17 protein-coding genes and 1 riboswitch are annotated in these 16,317 nt (G+C 65.5%); of the genes, 6 read left to right on the top strand and 11 right to left on the bottom strand.

Annotated features, from left to right (window positions below; translation table 11 throughout):
• Positions 1–48: 48 nt before the first annotated feature.
• Both MRY80_RS24255 and apaG read right to left on the bottom strand, forming a co-directional pair.
• Positions 49–1,512 carry a TrkH family potassium uptake protein gene (locus tag MRY80_RS24255; RefSeq protein WP_293293956.1) on the bottom strand — a complete coding sequence of 488 codons (1,464 nt, stop codon included), beginning with the start codon at positions 1,510–1,512 and terminating at the stop codon, positions 49–51.
• Positions 1,509–1,901, bottom strand: a complete 393-nt coding sequence (gene apaG, locus MRY80_RS24260; RefSeq protein ID WP_293293958.1) for a Co2+/Mg2+ efflux protein ApaG — start codon at positions 1,899–1,901, stop codon at positions 1,509–1,511. The genes MRY80_RS24255 and apaG overlap by 4 nt, the downstream gene beginning before the upstream one ends.
• A gap of 149 nt (positions 1,902–2,050) precedes the next feature.
• Between apaG and MRY80_RS24265 the strand changes: the two genes are divergently transcribed.
• The 3 genes from MRY80_RS24265 to MRY80_RS24275 are packed head-to-tail and all read left to right on the top strand — an operon-like array spanning position 2,051 to position 4,482.
• Entirely contained in the window at positions 2,051–2,665 is a 615-nt protein-coding gene (locus MRY80_RS24265; protein ID WP_293293960.1) for a CDP-alcohol phosphatidyltransferase family protein, read from the top strand.
• Positions 2,666–2,699: 34 nt separating this feature from the next.
• Positions 2,700–3,842: an amidohydrolase gene (locus MRY80_RS24270; RefSeq protein WP_346433421.1), complete on the top strand. Its 1,143-nt coding sequence runs from the start codon at positions 2,700–2,702 to the stop codon at positions 3,840–3,842.
• Positions 3,835–4,482 (top strand): hypothetical protein, encoded by a 648-nt coding sequence (locus MRY80_RS24275; RefSeq protein ID WP_293293963.1) that lies wholly within the window; start codon positions 3,835–3,837, stop codon positions 4,480–4,482. The genes MRY80_RS24270 and MRY80_RS24275 overlap by 8 nt, the downstream gene beginning before the upstream one ends.
• A 30-nt stretch (positions 4,483–4,512) precedes the next feature.
• Here MRY80_RS24275 and MRY80_RS24280 read toward each other — a convergent pair whose 3' ends face one another.
• Positions 4,513–5,703, bottom strand: coding sequence for an O-succinylhomoserine sulfhydrylase (locus tag MRY80_RS24280; RefSeq protein ID WP_293293964.1), 1,191 nt, complete (start codon positions 5,701–5,703; stop codon positions 4,513–4,515).
• Between the two features lie 63 nt (positions 5,704–5,766).
• Positions 5,767–5,844: riboswitch (SAM riboswitch) on the bottom strand.
• A 75-nt stretch (positions 5,845–5,919) separates the two neighbouring features.
• On the opposite strand from MRY80_RS24280, the gene MRY80_RS24285 reads away from it, so the two are divergent.
• Positions 5,920–7,011 (top strand): 2'-deoxycytidine 5'-triphosphate deaminase, encoded by a 1,092-nt coding sequence (locus MRY80_RS24285; RefSeq protein ID WP_293293965.1) that lies wholly within the window; start codon positions 5,920–5,922, stop codon positions 7,009–7,011.
• Here MRY80_RS24285 and MRY80_RS24290 read toward each other — a convergent pair.
• Together MRY80_RS24290 and MRY80_RS24295 are read right to left on the bottom strand one after the other, a co-directional pair.
• On the bottom strand, positions 7,003–7,794 hold the full coding sequence (locus MRY80_RS24290; protein WP_293293967.1) for an ion transporter: 792 nt from the start codon (positions 7,792–7,794) through the stop codon (positions 7,003–7,005). The genes MRY80_RS24285 and MRY80_RS24290 overlap by 9 nt on opposite strands.
• A gap of 74 nt (positions 7,795–7,868) precedes the next feature.
• A complete protein-coding gene (locus MRY80_RS24295; protein ID WP_293293969.1) occupies positions 7,869–9,749 on the bottom strand; it encodes a glycosyltransferase in 1,881 nt (626 codons plus the stop codon).
• Positions 9,750–9,981: 232 nt separating this feature from the next.
• Here MRY80_RS24295 and MRY80_RS24300 point away from each other — a divergent pair, with 232 nt between their 5' ends.
• Positions 9,982–10,902, top strand: coding sequence for a transporter substrate-binding domain-containing protein (locus MRY80_RS24300; protein WP_293293970.1), 921 nt, complete (start codon positions 9,982–9,984; stop codon positions 10,900–10,902).
• On the opposite strand, the gene MRY80_RS24305 is transcribed toward MRY80_RS24300, so the two are convergent.
• A complete protein-coding gene (locus MRY80_RS24305; RefSeq protein ID WP_293293972.1) occupies positions 10,855–11,658 on the bottom strand; it encodes a sterol desaturase family protein in 804 nt (267 codons plus the stop codon). The two genes, MRY80_RS24300 and MRY80_RS24305, sit on opposite strands and share 48 nt — an antisense overlap.
• Positions 11,659–11,747: 89 nt before the next feature.
• On the bottom strand, positions 11,748–12,158 hold the full coding sequence (locus MRY80_RS24310) for a tellurite resistance TerB family protein (RefSeq protein ID WP_293293974.1): 411 nt from the start codon (positions 12,156–12,158) through the stop codon (positions 11,748–11,750).
• Between the two features lie 152 nt (positions 12,159–12,310).
• Between MRY80_RS24310 and MRY80_RS24315 the strand changes: the two genes are divergently transcribed.
• Positions 12,311–13,984, top strand: a complete 1,674-nt coding sequence (locus MRY80_RS24315; RefSeq protein WP_293293976.1) for a lysine--tRNA ligase — start codon at positions 12,311–12,313, stop codon at positions 13,982–13,984.
• 7 nt (positions 13,985–13,991) lie between these two features.
• On the opposite strand, the gene MRY80_RS24320 is transcribed toward MRY80_RS24315, so the two are convergent.
• The 4 genes from MRY80_RS24320 to MRY80_RS24335 all read right to left on the bottom strand — a co-directional run bounded on the left by MRY80_RS24320 (position 13,992) and on the right by MRY80_RS24335 (position 16,234).
• Positions 13,992–14,663 carry a helix-turn-helix transcriptional regulator gene (locus MRY80_RS24320; RefSeq protein WP_293293978.1) on the bottom strand — a complete coding sequence of 224 codons (672 nt, stop codon included), beginning with the start codon at positions 14,661–14,663 and terminating at the stop codon, positions 13,992–13,994.
• Between the two features lie 60 nt (positions 14,664–14,723).
• Positions 14,724–15,350, bottom strand: a complete 627-nt coding sequence (locus tag MRY80_RS24325) for a 2-hydroxychromene-2-carboxylate isomerase (RefSeq protein ID WP_293293980.1) — start codon at positions 15,348–15,350, stop codon at positions 14,724–14,726.
• 118 nt (positions 15,351–15,468) lie between these two features.
• A complete protein-coding gene (locus MRY80_RS24330; RefSeq protein ID WP_293293982.1) occupies positions 15,469–15,894 on the bottom strand; it encodes an SRPBCC domain-containing protein in 426 nt (141 codons plus the stop codon).
• Positions 15,887–16,234, bottom strand: a complete 348-nt coding sequence (locus tag MRY80_RS24335) for a metalloregulator ArsR/SmtB family transcription factor (RefSeq protein ID WP_293293984.1) — start codon at positions 16,232–16,234, stop codon at positions 15,887–15,889. The genes MRY80_RS24330 and MRY80_RS24335 overlap by 8 nt, the downstream gene beginning before the upstream one ends.
• Between the last annotated feature and the right edge of the window lie 83 nt (positions 16,235–16,317).

The raw sequence follows: 16,317 nt of genomic DNA on the forward strand, positions 1-16,317 counted from the left end.
GCCTCGATTGAATGGCGGGGTCGCGTTTCAGTGCAACCTTGACCGGCCCTAGCTGCGCCAGAAGCGCGGCAGGAACAGCACCAGCACGGTGAACAGTTCCAGCCGCCCGAGCAGCATGCCGAAGGACAGCAGCCATTTCGCGGTGTCGGGCAGGTCCTGATAGGTGCCGGCCGGACCGATCATGTGTCCGAGACCCGGGCCGACATTGGAGATCGCCGAGCCCGCGCCCGATATGGCCGTGAGCAGGTCGAGACCGGCCAGGCGCAGGGCGATCGAGAGGATCGCAAAGGCGGCGAAATAGAGGAAGATGAAGGTCGTCACCGCGAGCGGAACGCGCTTGTCGAGCGGGCGCCCGTTGAAACGCTTCACGAAGACGCCGTGGGGGTAGAGCACCTTGGCGAGCCGTTCGCGCACCTCGGCGAACAGGACCTGGAAGCGGAAGATCTTGATCCCGCATGAGGTCGAGCCGGCGCAGCCTCCGATGAACATGATGAAGAAGAAGAAGGCGATCGATTGCGCCCCCCACAGGCCGTAGTCGGCGGAAGCGTAGCCTGTACCGGTCATCACCGAGACCGTGTTGAAGGCGGCGGCGCGGAACGAGTCGGATTCGCGGGTGAACCCGGCCTGCGAGTGATCCGCCACCACCCAGCCGATCACGATCAGCGCGCCAAGCAGGCCGAGAAAGACGCGCACCTGCTCGTCGCGCCACAAAGCGACCGGCCGGCCCTGCAGCGCCTGGACATAGAGCAGGAAGGGGATCGATCCGGCGATCATGAAGAAGATCGCGATCCACTCGATCGCCGGATCCTGATAGAAGCCGAGCGAGGCGTCGCGGGTCGAAAAGCCGCCGGTCGCCACGGTCGTCATCGCATGGATCAGCGCGTCGCCCGGTTTCATGCCGGCGACGATATAGGCCGCCGCGCAGGCCGCCGTGAAGGCGACGAAGATCAGCGTCATGGACCCGGAAATCTGGGTCGCGCGCGGCAGGATCTTTTCCGGCGTTTCGAAAGCCTCGGCCTTGAACACCTGCATGCCGCCGATCTGCAGCATGGGCAGCACAGCGACGGCCATGACGATGATGCCGAGCCCGCCAAGCCATTGCAGCATGCCGCGCCACAGGAGAATGCCGGGCGGAGCGTCGTCGAGCCCGGTGATCACGGTCGCCCCGGTCGTCGTCAGGCCCGACATCGCCTCGAAGAAGGCATCCGCGTTGCTGGGCACGATGCCCGACCAGCGGAACGGCAGCGCGCCCGCCGTCACCAGCGCCAGCCAGACCACGACGGTCATGAGCATGGCCTGGCGGGTGGAGAGGCTGCGCGACATGCCGCGCGTCGCCGCGTAGAAGGTCACGCCGACAAGCGTGGTCGCCGCCGAGGACCCCGCGAAGATCTGCCAGTCGGAGTTTCCGGCCACCGCGTCGACCAGCGCGGGGATGAGCATCGCCCCGCCGAGCGTCGTCAGCAAGATGCCGGTGACCAGGATGACCGGCCGAAGATCGAGAACCGCGCTCAATTCAGCGTCCGGGCGATATCGGGAATGTCGAGGGAGAATGGCGGAATTCGCACCTCGAAGCAGATGCCGTCGTCGCGACGCATCACATAGTGCCCGACCATCGTGCCCGACGGCGTGTTGAGGGGGCAGCCCGACGTGTACTGATAGCTGTCGCCCGGCGTCAGCACGGGCTGCTCGCCGACCACGCCTGGCCCCTCGACCTCCTCGACCTGGCCGATTGCATTGGTGATGCGCCAGTGGCGCGTTTCCAGTTGCACGGTGTGGTCGGATCCGTTGGCGATCACGATCGTATAGGCCCAGACGTGGCGATGGGCCTCGGGCTCCGACTGCTCGTCCAGATATTGCGGCTCGACGGTGATCTCGATGCCGCCTGTCGTTTCGCGATACATGGCGCGAGATTTACCCGATGTTCCCGGTCGTGAGAAGGCGCCCAGATGCGGCAAACACGCTCCCGTGAACGGAAATGAGCGTTTGTGGCATGACAGCATCGGCCGGACGGCCTAATCCCGTCGCTCAAACGCCGCATCGGGAGGCCGACATGCTGGATGGCGCAGTGCGCGCGAGAATAGAACCGGCGATAGACGCCATGGGGAGCGGGATCGCGCGGGCCGGTATTCCGGCCAACGCCGTGACCCTGTTCGCCTTCGGGCTCGGCCTGGCCGCCGCCGGGCTGGTCGCGCTCGAAAGCTATCTTGTCGGGCTCGTTCTTCTGCTTGTCAGCCGACTGTGCGACGGGCTCGACGGGGCCGTCGCGCGCGTCAGGGGCAAGACCGACTTCGGCGGGTTTCTCGACATCGTTCTGGATTTCGGCGTCTACGGCGCGATACCCGTCGGTTTCGTGCTCGCCGATCCGTCCGCGAACGCTGTTGCCGGCGCTGTCCTGGTGTTCTCCTTCTATGTCAACGGGGCGAGCTTTCTCGCCTTCGCGGTGATGGCCGAAAAGAATGGCCTGACGACCGACAAGCGCGGCGAGAAATCCTTCTTCTTCACGACCGGCCTCGCCGAGGCGACCGAGACGATCGCCGTCTTCGTCCTTGCCTGCGTTTTCCCGTCGATTTTTCCGGTACTTGCATGGATTTTCGCTGTGATATGCTTCTACACGGCCATGTCGCGAATCGTCATGACCGCAAGAGTGCTGCGACAGGCAGGGTGACTTATTGGACTACAACAGGGTTTTCATCGCGAGGTTGACGGCGCTGCGCCGCGATCTCCATCGCATGCCGGAGGTCTCAGGCAAGGAGATGGCGACGGCGGCGCGGATCGCCGGCTGGCTTGAGGGGTGCGGCGCCGACGACGTGTTGACCGATCTGGGCGGGCACGGCGTCGCCTGCGTCTTCGACAGCGGACAGCCGGGGCCGACGGTTCTGTTCCGCAGCGAACTCGACGGGTTGCCGATCCACGAAACCGGTCAGCCGGATTGGCGCTCGATCATCCCCGGGGTCGGCCACATGTGCGGCCATGACGGGCACATGGTGATCCTGTGCGGCCTCGCCAAGCGCATGCAGGAGCGACGACCCGCCCGTGGCCGCGTCGTGCTGCTGTTCCAGCCGGCGGAGGAAACGGGCGCCGGCGCGCGGGCCGTCATCAGCGACGCGCAGTTCGAGCGCATTCGCCCGGATTTCGCCTTCGGGCTGCACAACCTGCCGGGCATGCCGCTCGGGCGTGCAGCCACACGCGACGACTCGTTCTGCTTCGCGTCGGAAGGCATGACGATCAAGCTGACCGGCTGGACTTCGCATGCCGCCCATCCGGAGGACGGCCGCAGCCCGGCCGACGCGATGGTCGATCTGGTAATGAAGCTGCCACGCCTGCCCAAGCATCTCGGTTTCGCGGCGGGCGAGGCGCTGGTGACACTGTCCCACGTTCAGATGGGCGAGGCGGCCTTCGGCATTTCGCCCGGCGAGGCGCGCATCATGGCGACGATCCGAGCGCGCACCGACGACATGCAGGCGGCCCTGATGGACGCCGCTCGCAAACAGGCCAACGAAGTCGCCGAGGAGGCCGGGCTTCAGGTCGGCATCGAGACCGCGGAGCGCTTCATGGCCTGCTACAACGACCGTGCGGCGACCGCGATCCTGCGCGATGCGATGGGCGCCACGGGTGTGGAGAGCGCCGAACTCGGCGGGCCGTTCCGCTGGTCTGAGGATTTCGGCGTCTTCTCCAGCGTGGCGCCCTCGGCCTTCTTCGTGCTCGGCGCGGGCAAGGATCACCCGCAGTTGCACAATCCCGACTACGATTTTCCCGACGAGATCATCCCGACCGGCCTGGCGATCTTCGAGGCGATCGCAAGGGCGCAATGCGGGGCGCTGGAATCTTCGGGCGGTGCCTGATCTCTGCTCATTCAGGGAATTCCTGAAGACAGGGTGCCTTGGCGCTTTGACGCCAGAACAGAACCTGATGGATGTGGCGAGGCTTCTGGGTACGCCACAATACTGGATGATCGAAGAGAGCGATGCGCCGTTTCCCCTCTACTGGGGGTATGACGACAGGCACAGCCGGGGCGGGCCGAGCCTGGAAATATCCTTCGACAAGAAGCCCCCGCACGCCATGAACTGGTTTCAGCTTGAGCATGCTGATTACATAGCGGATGAAGTGCATTCCTTTGGTCAGAGGCTTGCAGTTGCGATGGACGGTTTTGTTGCAGAGACCCGAGCCTCGGAATTGCTTCAGAGTGGTGTTTGGGAGCCGCGCGCAGCCACAGTGCAATACAATGCAGAAATTGACATGCTTCTGGTGACCTTCGGACGCGTTGAGGTCGCATATATGCTAGAAGAGACAGAGGCCGAAAAGCTCGACAAAGCACGCAGAGCGGCGATGCAGGCCGCATTCGGTCAGACCGCTGTCTTTGCCGAGATGGATGCAAGATTCATCCTGAACAGCATCTACTCTCGACCCGCACCAGTGGACGCCGAGCCTCCGAACGTGAGCGTGTGTTCCGGAGAACAATACCTCATGTCTCTTCTTGCTTGATCGCACACGCTGCCGCGATCCGTTCCGTGCTCAGCGCGCCTTCGCCAATGCCTGATCGAGATCGTTGAGCAGGTCGTCGGCGTCTTCCAGCCCGACCGACAGGCGCAGCGTGCCGTCGGAGATGCCGAGTTCGGCGCGCGCTTCGGGCGTCAGGTTCTTGTGCGTCGTCGTCGCCGGATGGGTGATCAGGCTCTTTGCGTCGCCGAGATTGTTGGAGATCTTGACGAGCTGAAGCGCGTTCTCGAACGCGAAGGTCTCGCTCTTGCCGCCCTTCAGTTCGAAGCAGACCAGCGTCGAGCCGCCCTTCATCTGGTTGGGAATGATGTTGGCCTGCGGATGGTCCGGCCGGCCCGGATAGATGACGCGCTTGACTTCGGACCGCTCGGCCAGGAAGTCGGCGACCCGGCCGGCGGCCTCGGTCTGCGCCTTGACGCGCAGGGGCAGCGTCTCCAGCCCCTTGAGCATCACCCAGGCGTTGAACGGGCTCATGGACGGACCGGTGTGACGGTAGAAATCGTGCAGGTTCTCGTCGACCCATTCCTCGCTCGCCAGCACGACGCCGCCGAGACAGCGGCCCTGTCCGTCGACATGCTTGGTCGTGGAATAGACGACGACATCGACGCCGAGTTCCATCGGCTTCTGCAGGATCGGTGTCGCGAAGACATTGTCGATCACGACCTTCGCGCCGACGGAACGCGCGACCGAGACCACATGGGCGATGTCGATCACCTCGAGCGTCGGATTGGTCGGGCTCTCGAAGAAGAACACCTTGGTGTTCGCACGGGTCGCCTGTTCCCAGGCGGTCGGATCGGTGCCGTCGACCAGCGTCGTCTCGACGCCGTAGCGCGGCAGGAGCGTCTCGACGATCCAGCGACACGAGCCGAACAGGGCGCGCGCGGCGACGACGTGATCGCCCGCGCTGACCTGGCACAACAGCGCGGCGGCGACGGCGGCCATGCCCGAAGCGGTCGAGCGAGCCGCTTCCGCACCCTCCAGGAGGCGCATCCGCTGTTCGAAGATCTCGTTGGTCGGGTTGGCGTAGCGCGAATAGATGAAGCCGTCTTCATCGCCCTTGAACCGGGCCTCGGCCGCCTCGGCGGTGTCATAGACGAAGCCCTGCGTGAGGAACATCGCCTCCGACGTCTCGCCGAATTGCGAACGAAGCGTGCCGCCGTGCACCATCTGGGTTGCGGCAGAGAATTTCGACCAGTCCGAGGCCATGTTGCGTCTCCAAAAACAAAAAAACCGGCATGCGTCGCCGCAAAACCGGTTGCTCCACGCCCCATGACGTGCCGCGCGGCCTTTTAGCGACTTTTTTTACGTGGCTGCAAGCCGACCGGCCAAATCACCACGGATGAAACCTGTCCATAAGGCTTCTCGGCGCTTGCGTCAACGAAACGCCTCGTCAAAGGTGCCGGCCATGTTGGGGAATGACTTGTGACGAGCGGCGGGATCCTGCCGGACAGCGCCATTCGCGCGCTGTTCGAGGGCGCGGCGCTGTCGTCCGGCCGCGCGCTCGACGCCGACCAGATCCAGCCGGCGAGCCTCGATCTGCGCCTCGGCGAGAAGGCGTTTCGCGTGCGCGCGAGCTTCATGCCGGGCAAGGGCTGCACGGTCACCGACAAGCTTGAACAGTTGAAGCTCCACGAGATCGACCTGGCGGCCGGCGCGGTGCTGGAGACGGGCTGCGTCTACATCGTGCCGCTCCTCGAGACCTTGGCCCTGCCGGCGGATATCGCCGCCTCGGCCAATCCGAAGAGTTCCACCGGCCGGCTCGACATCTTCACCCGCGTGATGACCGACCACGGGGTAGAATTCGACAAGATCCCCGCCGGCTATCGCGGGCCGCTCTATCTTGAGGTCAGCCCGCGCACGTTCCCGATCGTGGTCCGCACCGGGTCGCGCCTCTCCCAGGTGCGGTTCCGCTCCGCCGTCACGGTGCTTGGCGCCGTGGAGCTCGCGGCTCTGCATGAGGCCGAGACGCTGGTCGCGGGCGACGAGCCGATCATCAACCAGGCCGGCATTGCGGTTTCCGTGGACCTTTCCGGAGACGCCGACGGCCTCGTCGGCTATCGCGGCAAGCACCACACCGCCGTCATCGACGTCGACAGACGCGACGCGCTCGACGTCCTCGATTTCTGGGAACCGCTGCATGTGCGCGACCGCAAGGAACTGATCCTCGATCCCGACGAGTTCTACATTCTGGTGAGCCGTGAGGCCGTGCATGTCCCGCCGCTCTATGCCGCAGAGATGACGCCTTTCGATCCGCTGGTCGGAGAGTTCCGCGTTCACTACGCCGGTTTCTTCGACCCGGGCTTCGGCCACAGTGCCGCCGGCGGTTCGGGCAGCCGTGCCGTGCTCGAGGTGCGCAGCCACGAGGTGCCCTTCGTTCTGGAGGACGGGCAGACCGTGGGCCGTCTCGTCTACGAGCGCATGCAGGCGCGGCCCGAACATCTCTATGGCGCCGATCTCAAATCCAACTACCAGGCGCAGGGTCTGAAACTGTCGAAGCACTTCCGCTCACAGTGAATCGCGCCGCGCCCCGAGCGCGCGGACTTCCTCGCGCAGGAGCGTGATCTCCTGAAGGATGGCGGCCTGGTCGTCATGCAGCGTCGCCCGATCGGTCGCGGCTTCTTCCTCGTGTTCCTTCTGCATGGCGGAAACGACCACGCCGATGAACAGGTTGAGGACCGTGAAGGTAGTGCAGAGGATGAACGGGATGAAGAAGGCCCACGCCCAGGGAAAGACCTCCATCACCGGCCGGACGATGCCCATCGACCAGCTTTCCAGCGTCATGACCTGGAACAGCGTGTAGGCGGAAGCCGCGATCGAGCCGAACCATTCGGGAAAGCGCTCGCCGAAGAGCTTCGTCGCCATCACGGAGAAGACATAGAAGAACAGGCCGAGCAGCAGCAGGATCGAGCCCATGCCGGGCAGGGCGTTGAGCAGCCCGCCGATCACCCGCCGCAGCGACGGCACCACGCTGACGAGGCGCAACACGCGCAGGATGCGCAACGCGCGCAGGACGGCGAATGCGCCGGCCGAGGGGATCAGCGCGATGCCGACGACGGTCAGGTCGAAGATGCGCCACGGGCTGCGGAAGAAATCGAACCGGTAGACGCCCAGCTTGAGCGCCAATTCGACAACGAAGACCGCGAGGATCGCATGGTCGAATGCGGTGATCAGCGCCCCGTAATCCCGCATCACCGCCGGCATGGTTTCAAGGCCGAGGGTTATTGCGTTCACGATGATGATTGCGACGATCACCTGCTCGAAGCGCGGCGATTCGACGAGGGCCTTGAGGCGGTGCATGGAATGCGCTCCAGGGTCCGGGTGGCGGGACGGTACGAGTGCAATATGGGGGGCGCAGACGGTTTTGCGAGGCCTCAGGCGCTATGGCTTTCGCCGCTTGGATCATGCGGCCCGTGCGGCGTCTTCTCCCACAGGAAGGGGCGCGTGAAATACTGCCGCATCGCCCGCCAGCCAGCGACCGAACCCAAGAGCCAATAGGCCGGCAGCGCCGGCAGCATCCGCAATGCGAGCAGGCGCCGGCGCCGGTCGACGGCGCGCAACGCCAGAAGCGCCTGGGCGGCGAAGGCCAGTGCGATATTCGTCCAGCAGATCAGGGACAGCCAGTCCAGACCGACCGGCACCTGTCCGGTCGCAAGGCCCCAGCCGGAAACGACCGCGATGACGAAAAGCGTGAGCGGGAAGAACAGCGAGCAGACCACCGTGCCGGCGAGCAGCGTGTGCATCACCGCGGCACCGCTCCACCGATGGCTGTGGGGCAGCGATCCGCCGGGGCGCGTGTTGACGAGCCAGGTCTGGAACCAGCCCTTGATCCAGCGTGTGCGCTGCCGCAGCCAGACATCGGCGGTATGCGGCGCGTCTTCCAGCGTGGGACGTTTCAAAACGCCGATGCGATATCCCGCGCGCCACAGGCGAAAACCGAGATCGGCGTCCTCGGTGACGTTGTGCGGATCCCACAGGCCGCACCGCTCGATCGCGTGCCGGCGGAAATGGGTCGAGGTGCCGCCCAGCGGGACGGGCATGCCGAGCCGCGTCAGGAACGGCAGCAGGCCGCGGAATTGAGCGGCATATTCCAGATGGAAGAGCGCGGAAATCCAGCTTCGGCGCGGATTGGCCATGACCAGCGGCGCCTGCAGCGCGGCGATCCGGCCCGACGAACGCCGGAAGGTCTGCCAGGCTTCCTCCAGTTGGTCGGGATGCGGCCGGTCCTCCGCGTCGTAGAGCGTGACGAGCGAGCCGCTGCAGAAGGGCAGGGCGAAATTCAGGGCCTTGGGCTTGGTTCTCAGCGCGGCCCGAGGAACCGTGATGATCTCGAAGCGGGGATCGAGCCGCTGGGCAGCCAGTGCGGCGAGGGTTTCCGCGTCGTCCTCCTCGCAGACCAGCTTGATTTCGAGCTTCGTCCGGGGCCAGTTCAGGAGCTTCAGCGCGGCCACAAGATCCGCCACGACCGGCGCTTCCTGATAGAGCGCGACGATGACCGAATAGACCGGCCGCTCGGTGTTCGGGTAGCGGCGCAGCGGCGCGGGAGACTGCTTGCGATAGTCGATCGCTGCGGCGAGCCGCAACCCGGCATTGGCCAGGAAGAAAAGCGCGACGAAAGCCTGGATGGCATGGAACGTCGTGACCGGGGCGCTGACGATCCCGATCAGGCTCGCGGAAGCCACGACCGCCAGGGCGAAGCCGTGCCAGGCGCTGGCGCCGTGCTTGGCGGAAAGCCGGGGCATGTCATTGGCGAGCCGGTTGGCCGCCTCCGCGCCGAGCCGTTCGCGCAGGCGGCGCATCTCCATCTTTCGCAGGGCGGACGGGGTGGTCAGGGCAAGCCCCTCGGGCACGGCCGCCCGGCCCTTGTGCAGCAGGTCGCGGGTCAGTGACGATCCGGGCGAGGGCGCGGCCACGGCCCGGATTGCGCCGTTCTCCAGGCGGCACCACGCCGCCGTGCTCAACACGGGATGCCCGTCATCCTGCCGCTCGCCGCCCAGCGTTTCGGCGATACTGTCCGGCGCGACGAAGGCGAGACGGGCATGCGCGGCGAGCAGGCGGTAATAGGTTTCCTCGCTGACAAGGTCATGGGCAAGCAACTCGTCTGCGCCGGTCGTGCCGTTGCGCTCGGCCTGCCGGCTGGCGCGCCGGAGCAGGAGATCGGGAATCCGGTGGCCGGACAGGAAGGCGACGGTCTCGCACAGGACTTTCTTGCCGGCTCGCGGCGCGACATCCGCTTCGCGATGCGGCTTGGGCATGCGCCGGGTGCGGGGCTCATGGCGCAGTGGTTCGTCCGGCCGGCTTGGCGCCGAATCCGGTCGTTGAACGACGATGGTCGCACCCGCGGTACTCACACGGCCCCCAAACTCAACAACCCACCCGCGTCAAGCTTATCGGCGATCGGGCGATTTGCAAGTCTGGGTTGTCGCGCGCGGCGCGACAAATCTCTCTGGCATGGCGCGCCGGCATGGTCTAATCGAAGCCATGCGCTTGTTGGCACGCCCCACCGACCTGTTGATGCTTCTGGCCCTCGTTGCGAGCCTCGTTGTGCCGGCCGGTTCTGCGATGGCGGGCGATCCGCCGCGCCTGTCCGATCCCAACAACCGGATCGCGCGCAGCGATCTGACGGGCCTCCTGCGCCTGCGTTTCCTGACCTCGCTCGATTTTCCGCCGTTCAATTTCGCGGACAAGTGGAACCGGCCCGCCGGCTTCAATGTGGAGATCGCGCGTGCGATCTGCGCCGAATTGAAGATCGAGGCCAAATGCGAGATCCAGGCGATGCCCTGGGAGGAACTTGATCCCGCGCTTGACGGATTGCGCGGCGAGGCGATCATCGCGGGCCACGGCATCACCAAGGAGTTGCGCTCGACCCGGGCCGTCTCCCGGCCCTATTTCAAGTTTCCGGCGCGTTTCGTCGCGCGGTCGGGCTTCGCGGCCAGAAGCACCGACATGGACACGCTCGCACGCGGACGCAAGGTCGCCGTGGTGGAGGGCAGCGCGCACGCGCAATTGCTGAAGGTCTGGTTTCCGGAGGCCGAGGCGGTGGCGCTGGACGACGAGGCCGCGACTTATTCTGCGCTCCTGAAGGGCGAGGCCGATCTGATCTTCGGCGACGGGGTGGCGCTTTCGTTCTGGCTTGCCTCTCCGAACGCCGACAATTGCTGCGGCTTCGTGTCCGGGCCGTTCCTGTCGGATCATTTCCTGGGCGACGGCATGGTGATCGTCATGCGCCAGGACAGCGCGCAGATCGTGAAGGCCCTGAACGCTGCGCTGAACGCGCTGGAGGAAAAGGGCGTCTACCGCGAGATCTATCTGCGCTACTTCCCGCTCGATCCCTTCGCCGACGGGATCGGCATGCCGAAGTCAGAGCCGCGTGAACGGCAGGCGGAGCGCCCACAGCAATCCGGCTGAGACCGGACCGCGAAACTCCTTCAGGCCGATCTGCATGCCCTCATGGCCGAGTTTCGGCTGGGCGACATAGGTGCCGAAGAGGCGATCCCAGAAGGCAAAGTTGAAGCCGTAATTGGAATCCGTCTCGCGCGGGGTCGAGGAGTGATGCACCCGGTGCATGTCCGGCGTCACGATCAGCCGCCGCAGGACACGGTCGACCGGCTGCGGCAATGCGATGTTGGAATGGTTGAACATCGCGCTGCCGTTCAGCACGATCTCGAAGACCAGCACCGCGATGACCGGCGCGCCGAGCGCCACCACGATCGCCGCCTTCCAGACCATGGAGAGCACGATCTCGACCGGGTGGAACCGCAGCGCCGTCGTCACGTCGAAACCGTTGTCGGCATGGTGCATGCGGTGAAAGCGCCAGAGGATCGGGAATTTGTGGCTGGCGACATGCTCCAGCCAGACTGCGAAATCGAGGATCACGAAAGCGAGCACGCCTGCGACCGCGCCCGGCAGGCCGATCGCGCGGAACAGGCCCAGGCCCTGCGCCTCCGCCCAGATCGCGGAGCCGACCGCGGCGGCGGGAAAGACGATGCGCAGCGCGACCGACGACAGGATCACGATCGACAGGTTGGTGAACCAGCGCCTGGATTTCCAGGCGCCGCGCATTTCCTCACGCTCCAGCCGTGGAGACCATAATTCATAGAGCGCCATCGCGAAAAAGATCGCGAGGAAGGCCAGCAGTCGGATTGTCGCTTCGGAAAATTGCATCGTGGTCAGCGCGCGAAGCGCGGGTCGGTCCGTGTCAGATCTGCCAACTACATGGCGGCCGCGGTCGTCACGGACAACTCACATTCCCGTCAGGCCAGCCGGAAGCGGGCCCGTGCCGAGCGCTCGATCGCGGCGGAGACGAGCGCGTCGATCTCCAATTCGTCGCGCAGCATCTGCAGGAAGCGCAGTTCCTCCTGCTCGATGCGCAGGTCGGCGGCCGCGACTTCCGTGCCGACGGCATAGGCCGTGTCGTAGAAGCGTTCCGGCAGGTTCTCCTTCACCATGGCGAGGATGTGGTCGATGCCGGCCGGCTCGTTGAGCAGCGCGGTGCAGCGATTGGCGGCGTCCACCAGCTGGTCGCGGGTGAAGTCCTTGAAGACCGGCAGCGTGTCGACCACATGGCCGATCCGCTCGAGTTCGCGTTCCGCCAATGCCGCGTCGGCGGCCGCCGTCGTGACCATGACGAAAGCCAGCGCTTCCTGCGGGGTAAGCGTTCTCATTGGCGCCCTCTTCGATCCATTTTGCCGTTTCGGCAGCACAGGTAGTGCTCCCCGCTTGGCTTCGCAAGCGCGAAGCGTTAAAGGCAGGCGGTTATGCGGCCGCTGCGACAATGCGCGTCGCGACGGACATCCAACGAACAGGACAGGAACCAATGAGCGCCAACCCGGCCTTGCCCCAACTCGAACTGACACCGGAGCTTCTCGAGGCTGCGGCGAAATCGAAAGCATGGCCGTTCGAGGAAGCCCGCAAGATCGTCAAGCGCTACGAGAAGACCGGCTTTCCCGAGGTGGTTCTGTTCGAGACCGGCTACGGCCCGTCGGGGCTGCCGCACATCGGCACCTTCGGCGAGGTGGCCCGCACGACCATGGTGCGCACCGCTTTCCGCGTGCTGACCGAAGACAAGGTCGCCACCAAGCTCCTGTGCTTTTCCGACGACATGGACGGCATGCGCAAGATCCCGGACAACGTCCCTGACAAGGCGTTCCTGGAACCGCATCTGCACAAGCCGCTGACCTCGGTGCCGAACCCGTTCGGCGGGGATTACGAGAGCTTCGGCCATCACAACAACGCGATGCTGCGACGCTTCCTCGACACGTTCGGCTTCGACTACGAATTCGCCAGCGCGACGGAGTATTACAAGTCCGGCGCCTTCGACGAGATCCTGCTGCGCGTCGCCGAACGCTACGACGCGATCATGGACATCATGCTTCCGACGCTGGGCGAGGAGCGCCGCGCGACCTATTCGCCGTTCCTGCCGATCTCGCAGGAGACCGGACGGGTGCTCTACGTCCCGATGAAGGCGGTCGACGCGAAGGCGGGCACGATCACCTATGTCGGCGAGGACGGCCAGGAGGTGACGCAAGGCATCACCGGCGGCAAGGTCAAGATGCAATGGAAGCCGGATTTCGGCGCCCGCTGGGCCGCGCTCGGCGTGGACTTCGAGATGTTCGGCAAGGATCACGGACCCAACATGCCGGTCTATGACCGCATCTGTTCGGCGCTGGGCGGCCGGCCGCCGGAGCACTACGTGTACGAGCTGTTCCTCGACCAGAACGGCGAGAAGATCTCCAAGTCGAAGGGCAACGGGCTGACCATCGACGAGTGGCTGACCTATGCGCCGACGGAGAGCCTCGCGCTCTACATGTTCCAGAAGCCGCGCACGGCCAAGCGCCTCTATTTCGACGTGATCCCCAAGGCCGTGGACGAGTATTCCACCTTCCTTGCGGCCTATCCGAGGCAGGACTGGGCGGCGCGGCTGAACAATCCGGTCTGGCACATCCATTCCGGCAAGCCGCCGGTCTCCAACGTCGCGTCGGTGCCGTTCTCGATGCTCCTCAACCTGGTCAGCGCCTCCAACGCGCATGACAAGGCGGTGCTGTGGGGCTTCATCTCGCGCTATGCGCCGGGGGTGACCGCCGAGAGCAATCCGAAGCTCGACGAACTCGTCGGCTACGCGATCCGCTACTTCGACGATTTCGTGAAGCCGGGCAAGACGTTCCGCGCCCCCGACGAGGTCGAGCGCGCCGCGCTGGAGAAGCTCGCCGCGGTCTTCGAGGCTCTGCCGGAGGACGCCGATGGCGCGGCGATCCAGGATGCCGCCCTCGATGTCGCGCGCGGCTTCGAACGCTACCAGGACACCTCGAAGACGGGGCCGGACGGCGGTCCGGCGGTCACCGGCGAGTGGTTCCAGATGCTCTACCAGGTGCTGCTCGGACAGGATCGCGGCCCGCGCTTCGGGTCATTCGCGGCCCTCTACGGCATCGCCGAGACGGTTGCGCTGATCCGCGCCGGGCTCGCCGGCGAACTCGTCGCCGAGAACGCCTGACCCCGACCTACTGGCTGGCCCAGATGATCCGGGCCATCCACTCCACATCCGCCGCCGGCATGCTGCGCGGCGGATGCTCGGGATTGACCGATTCCAGTTCCACCCGCAGCGCCGAACTGCGCAGCAGCGTCTTGGCCATCACCTCGCCGTCGCGCGTCTTGACCACGACGCGGTCGCCGCGCCTGATCTGCGCGGTCGGCGAGACGATGATCGTGTCGCCCTCGCGGTAGAGCGGCAGCATGCTGTCGCCGGTGATCTTCAGCGCATAGGCGCCGTCTTCCAGGCTGGCCCCGGGCACCGCGACCATGTCCCAGCCCTGACCGGCCGGAAAGCCGGCATCGTCGAAGAAGCCGCCGGCGCCGGCCTGCGCCATGCCGATGATCGGGACTTCGCCAAGCGCGATCGCGGCCGGATGCGGCATGGCCGGTGAGGCGGACGGGGCCGCATCCTCGCCGCGCACCAGCACCATGAACTCGTCCACCGAAGAGCCGGTCGCCTCCATGATCTTGGCGAGCGATTCCGTCGAGGGCCAGCGCGGCCGGCCGTCGGCGGCGATGCGCTTGGACTTGTTGAAGGTGGTGGAATCCAGGCCGGCGCGCTTCGCCAGCCCCGAGGCGGAGAGGTCGTGGCGCGCGGCGAGCGCGTCGATCGCATCCCAGATGCGTTTGTGGGAGAGCATGGCGCGTCCTGACATTTCAGGAATAAATACCTGTTTGGCGACCGCTCCGCAAGGTCCGCCTTAAGCCTCCGGCACCGTGAAGGGCGCGCGGCCGCTGGTCAGCATGCGGTCGATCATCTCGATGCGGTCCTGGCCCCAGAAGGGTTCGCCGTCGATCACATAGGCGGGCGCGCCCATGGCGTCGGCGGCGACCGAGTCTTCCGTGTTCTTCGCCCGGATGGCCGCCACGGCCTCGGACTTCGCCGCTTCCAGGATGGCGGAAGCATCGTGCCCGGCCCCTGCGAGAAGTTCGGCGAGAACCTCTTCCTCGGTGATGTTCATGTCCTCGACCCAGATCGCCCGGAACACCGCGTCCAGATAGTCGGCGGGATCGCCGCCGGCCTCGATGATCGCGATGACCGTGTGGTCGGGCAGGGTGGCGTCGACGGGGAAATGAGCCGGGATGAGGGTGAGCGGAAGTCCGCGCCAGTCGGCGGCGCGCTGCAACTCGATCAGCCGGTAGCGCTGGCGCATCGGCGAGCGTTTCGGCAGCGGCAGGCCGCCGGATTCGGCCCACAGCCCGCCGAGATTGATCGGCTTGACCGCCAGCGTCGCGCCGTGTTTCGCGGCGAGATCGATGATCGCCCGATGGCCGAGATAGCTGTACGGAGAGATGGTCGTGAAATAGTAGTCGATCGTGCGCGCCATGTGCGAGGTCCCCCATTGAATGCCGTGCGGGGAACAGAGGGCGGGGGAGGCTTCGCGTCAAGGTTCAAACGGCAAACGCACGCAACCGTGACCGCGAAGCCCCGTCCCGGGTCGATCGTCAGCCGAACGCCGTCGCCAGCGTGTCGAGGATCGCCGTCCAGCCGCCCTTGTGATTGTCGCGCGACTCTTCGCTCGGAAATTTCACATGGGTGAGCGCGATGTCGGTCGCATCGTCGCCGGCCGCGGTGAAGTCCAGCGTGACGGTGGAATCGTCCGTCGAATAGGGCGATTCCCAGGTGAAGACGATCCGGCTGTGCGGCGTCACCTCCAGATAGGTGCCGGCATGCGGGATCTCCTTGTCGCCCGCCAGCATGAGGATGCTGAAACGGCCTCCCTCGCGCGCGTCCGTCTCGGCTTTCGGAACGCTGACATCGGTTCCGGGCCGCATGAATTTCGCCAGCATGCGGGCGTCGAGCCAGGCGTCGAAGACTTTCTCTTGCGGGGCGGGGATCGTCCTTTTGACGGTCAGGGTCAGCTCACTCATCGTTCTCGTGTCCTTCCTCGAACAACTCACCAAGGCGTTCCAGCCGCAGGTCCCAGATCGAGCGGAGTTGCCCGAACCAGGCGTCCACCGCATGCACCGGATCGAGATTGGCCTCGATCAGATGCACCCGTCCGTGCGTCTTGCGCGTCACCAGTCCCGCCGCCTCCAGCACCTTGATGTGCTTGGACACGGCGTTCAGCGACATGTCGTAACGCCCGGCCAGTTCGGTGACCCGAAGCGGGCCCTCCTGCACCAGCGTGGTCAGAAGGGAGCGCCGGGTCTGGTCGCTGACGGCCTTCAGGATCTCCGAAAGCCGATGCTCCTGCAGATGTTCACCCATTTGGTTGAATAATACTCCGGCCCCTAATTGTCAACTATATGGTTGAATATAGGATTCGCCGAATGGCGGCAAGCCGGACGCTT

The sequence above is a fragment of the Oricola sp. genome, from assembly GCF_022763245.1.
Classification (GTDB): Bacteria; Pseudomonadota; Alphaproteobacteria; order Rhizobiales; family Rhizobiaceae; genus Oricola.

Excerpts from the sequence above, each read along its gene's own strand:
- apaG (WP_293293958.1), bottom strand. The coding sequence starts at position 1,901 with ATGTATCGCGAAACGACAGGCGGCATCGAGATCACCGTCGAGCCGCAA.
- MRY80_RS24265 (WP_293293960.1), top strand. The coding sequence starts at position 2,051 with ATGCTGGATGGCGCAGTGCGCGCGAGAATAGAACCGGCGATAGACGCC.
- MRY80_RS24280 (WP_293293964.1), bottom strand. The coding sequence starts at position 5,703 with ATGGCCTCGGACTGGTCGAAATTCTCTGCCGCAACCCAGATGGTGCAC.
- MRY80_RS24290 (WP_293293967.1), bottom strand. The coding sequence starts at position 7,794 with ATGCACCGCCTCAAGGCCCTCGTCGAATCGCCGCGCTTCGAGCAGGTG.
- MRY80_RS24295 (WP_293293969.1), bottom strand. The coding sequence starts at position 9,749 with ATGCCCAAGCCGCATCGCGAAGCGGATGTCGCGCCGCGAGCCGGCAAG.
- MRY80_RS24305 (WP_293293972.1), bottom strand. The coding sequence starts at position 11,658 with ATGCAATTTTCCGAAGCGACAATCCGACTGCTGGCCTTCCTCGCGATC.
- MRY80_RS24310 (WP_293293974.1), bottom strand. The coding sequence starts at position 12,158 with ATGAGAACGCTTACCCCGCAGGAAGCGCTGGCTTTCGTCATGGTCACG.
- MRY80_RS24315 (WP_293293976.1), top strand. The coding sequence starts at position 12,311 with ATGAGCGCCAACCCGGCCTTGCCCCAACTCGAACTGACACCGGAGCTT.
- MRY80_RS24320 (WP_293293978.1), bottom strand. The coding sequence starts at position 14,663 with ATGCTCTCCCACAAACGCATCTGGGATGCGATCGACGCGCTCGCCGCG.
- MRY80_RS24325 (WP_293293980.1), bottom strand. The coding sequence starts at position 15,350 with ATGGCGCGCACGATCGACTACTATTTCACGACCATCTCTCCGTACAGC.
- MRY80_RS24330 (WP_293293982.1), bottom strand. The coding sequence starts at position 15,894 with ATGAGTGAGCTGACCCTGACCGTCAAAAGGACGATCCCCGCCCCGCAA.
- MRY80_RS24335 (WP_293293984.1), bottom strand. The coding sequence starts at position 16,234 with ATGGGTGAACATCTGCAGGAGCATCGGCTTTCGGAGATCCTGAAGGCC.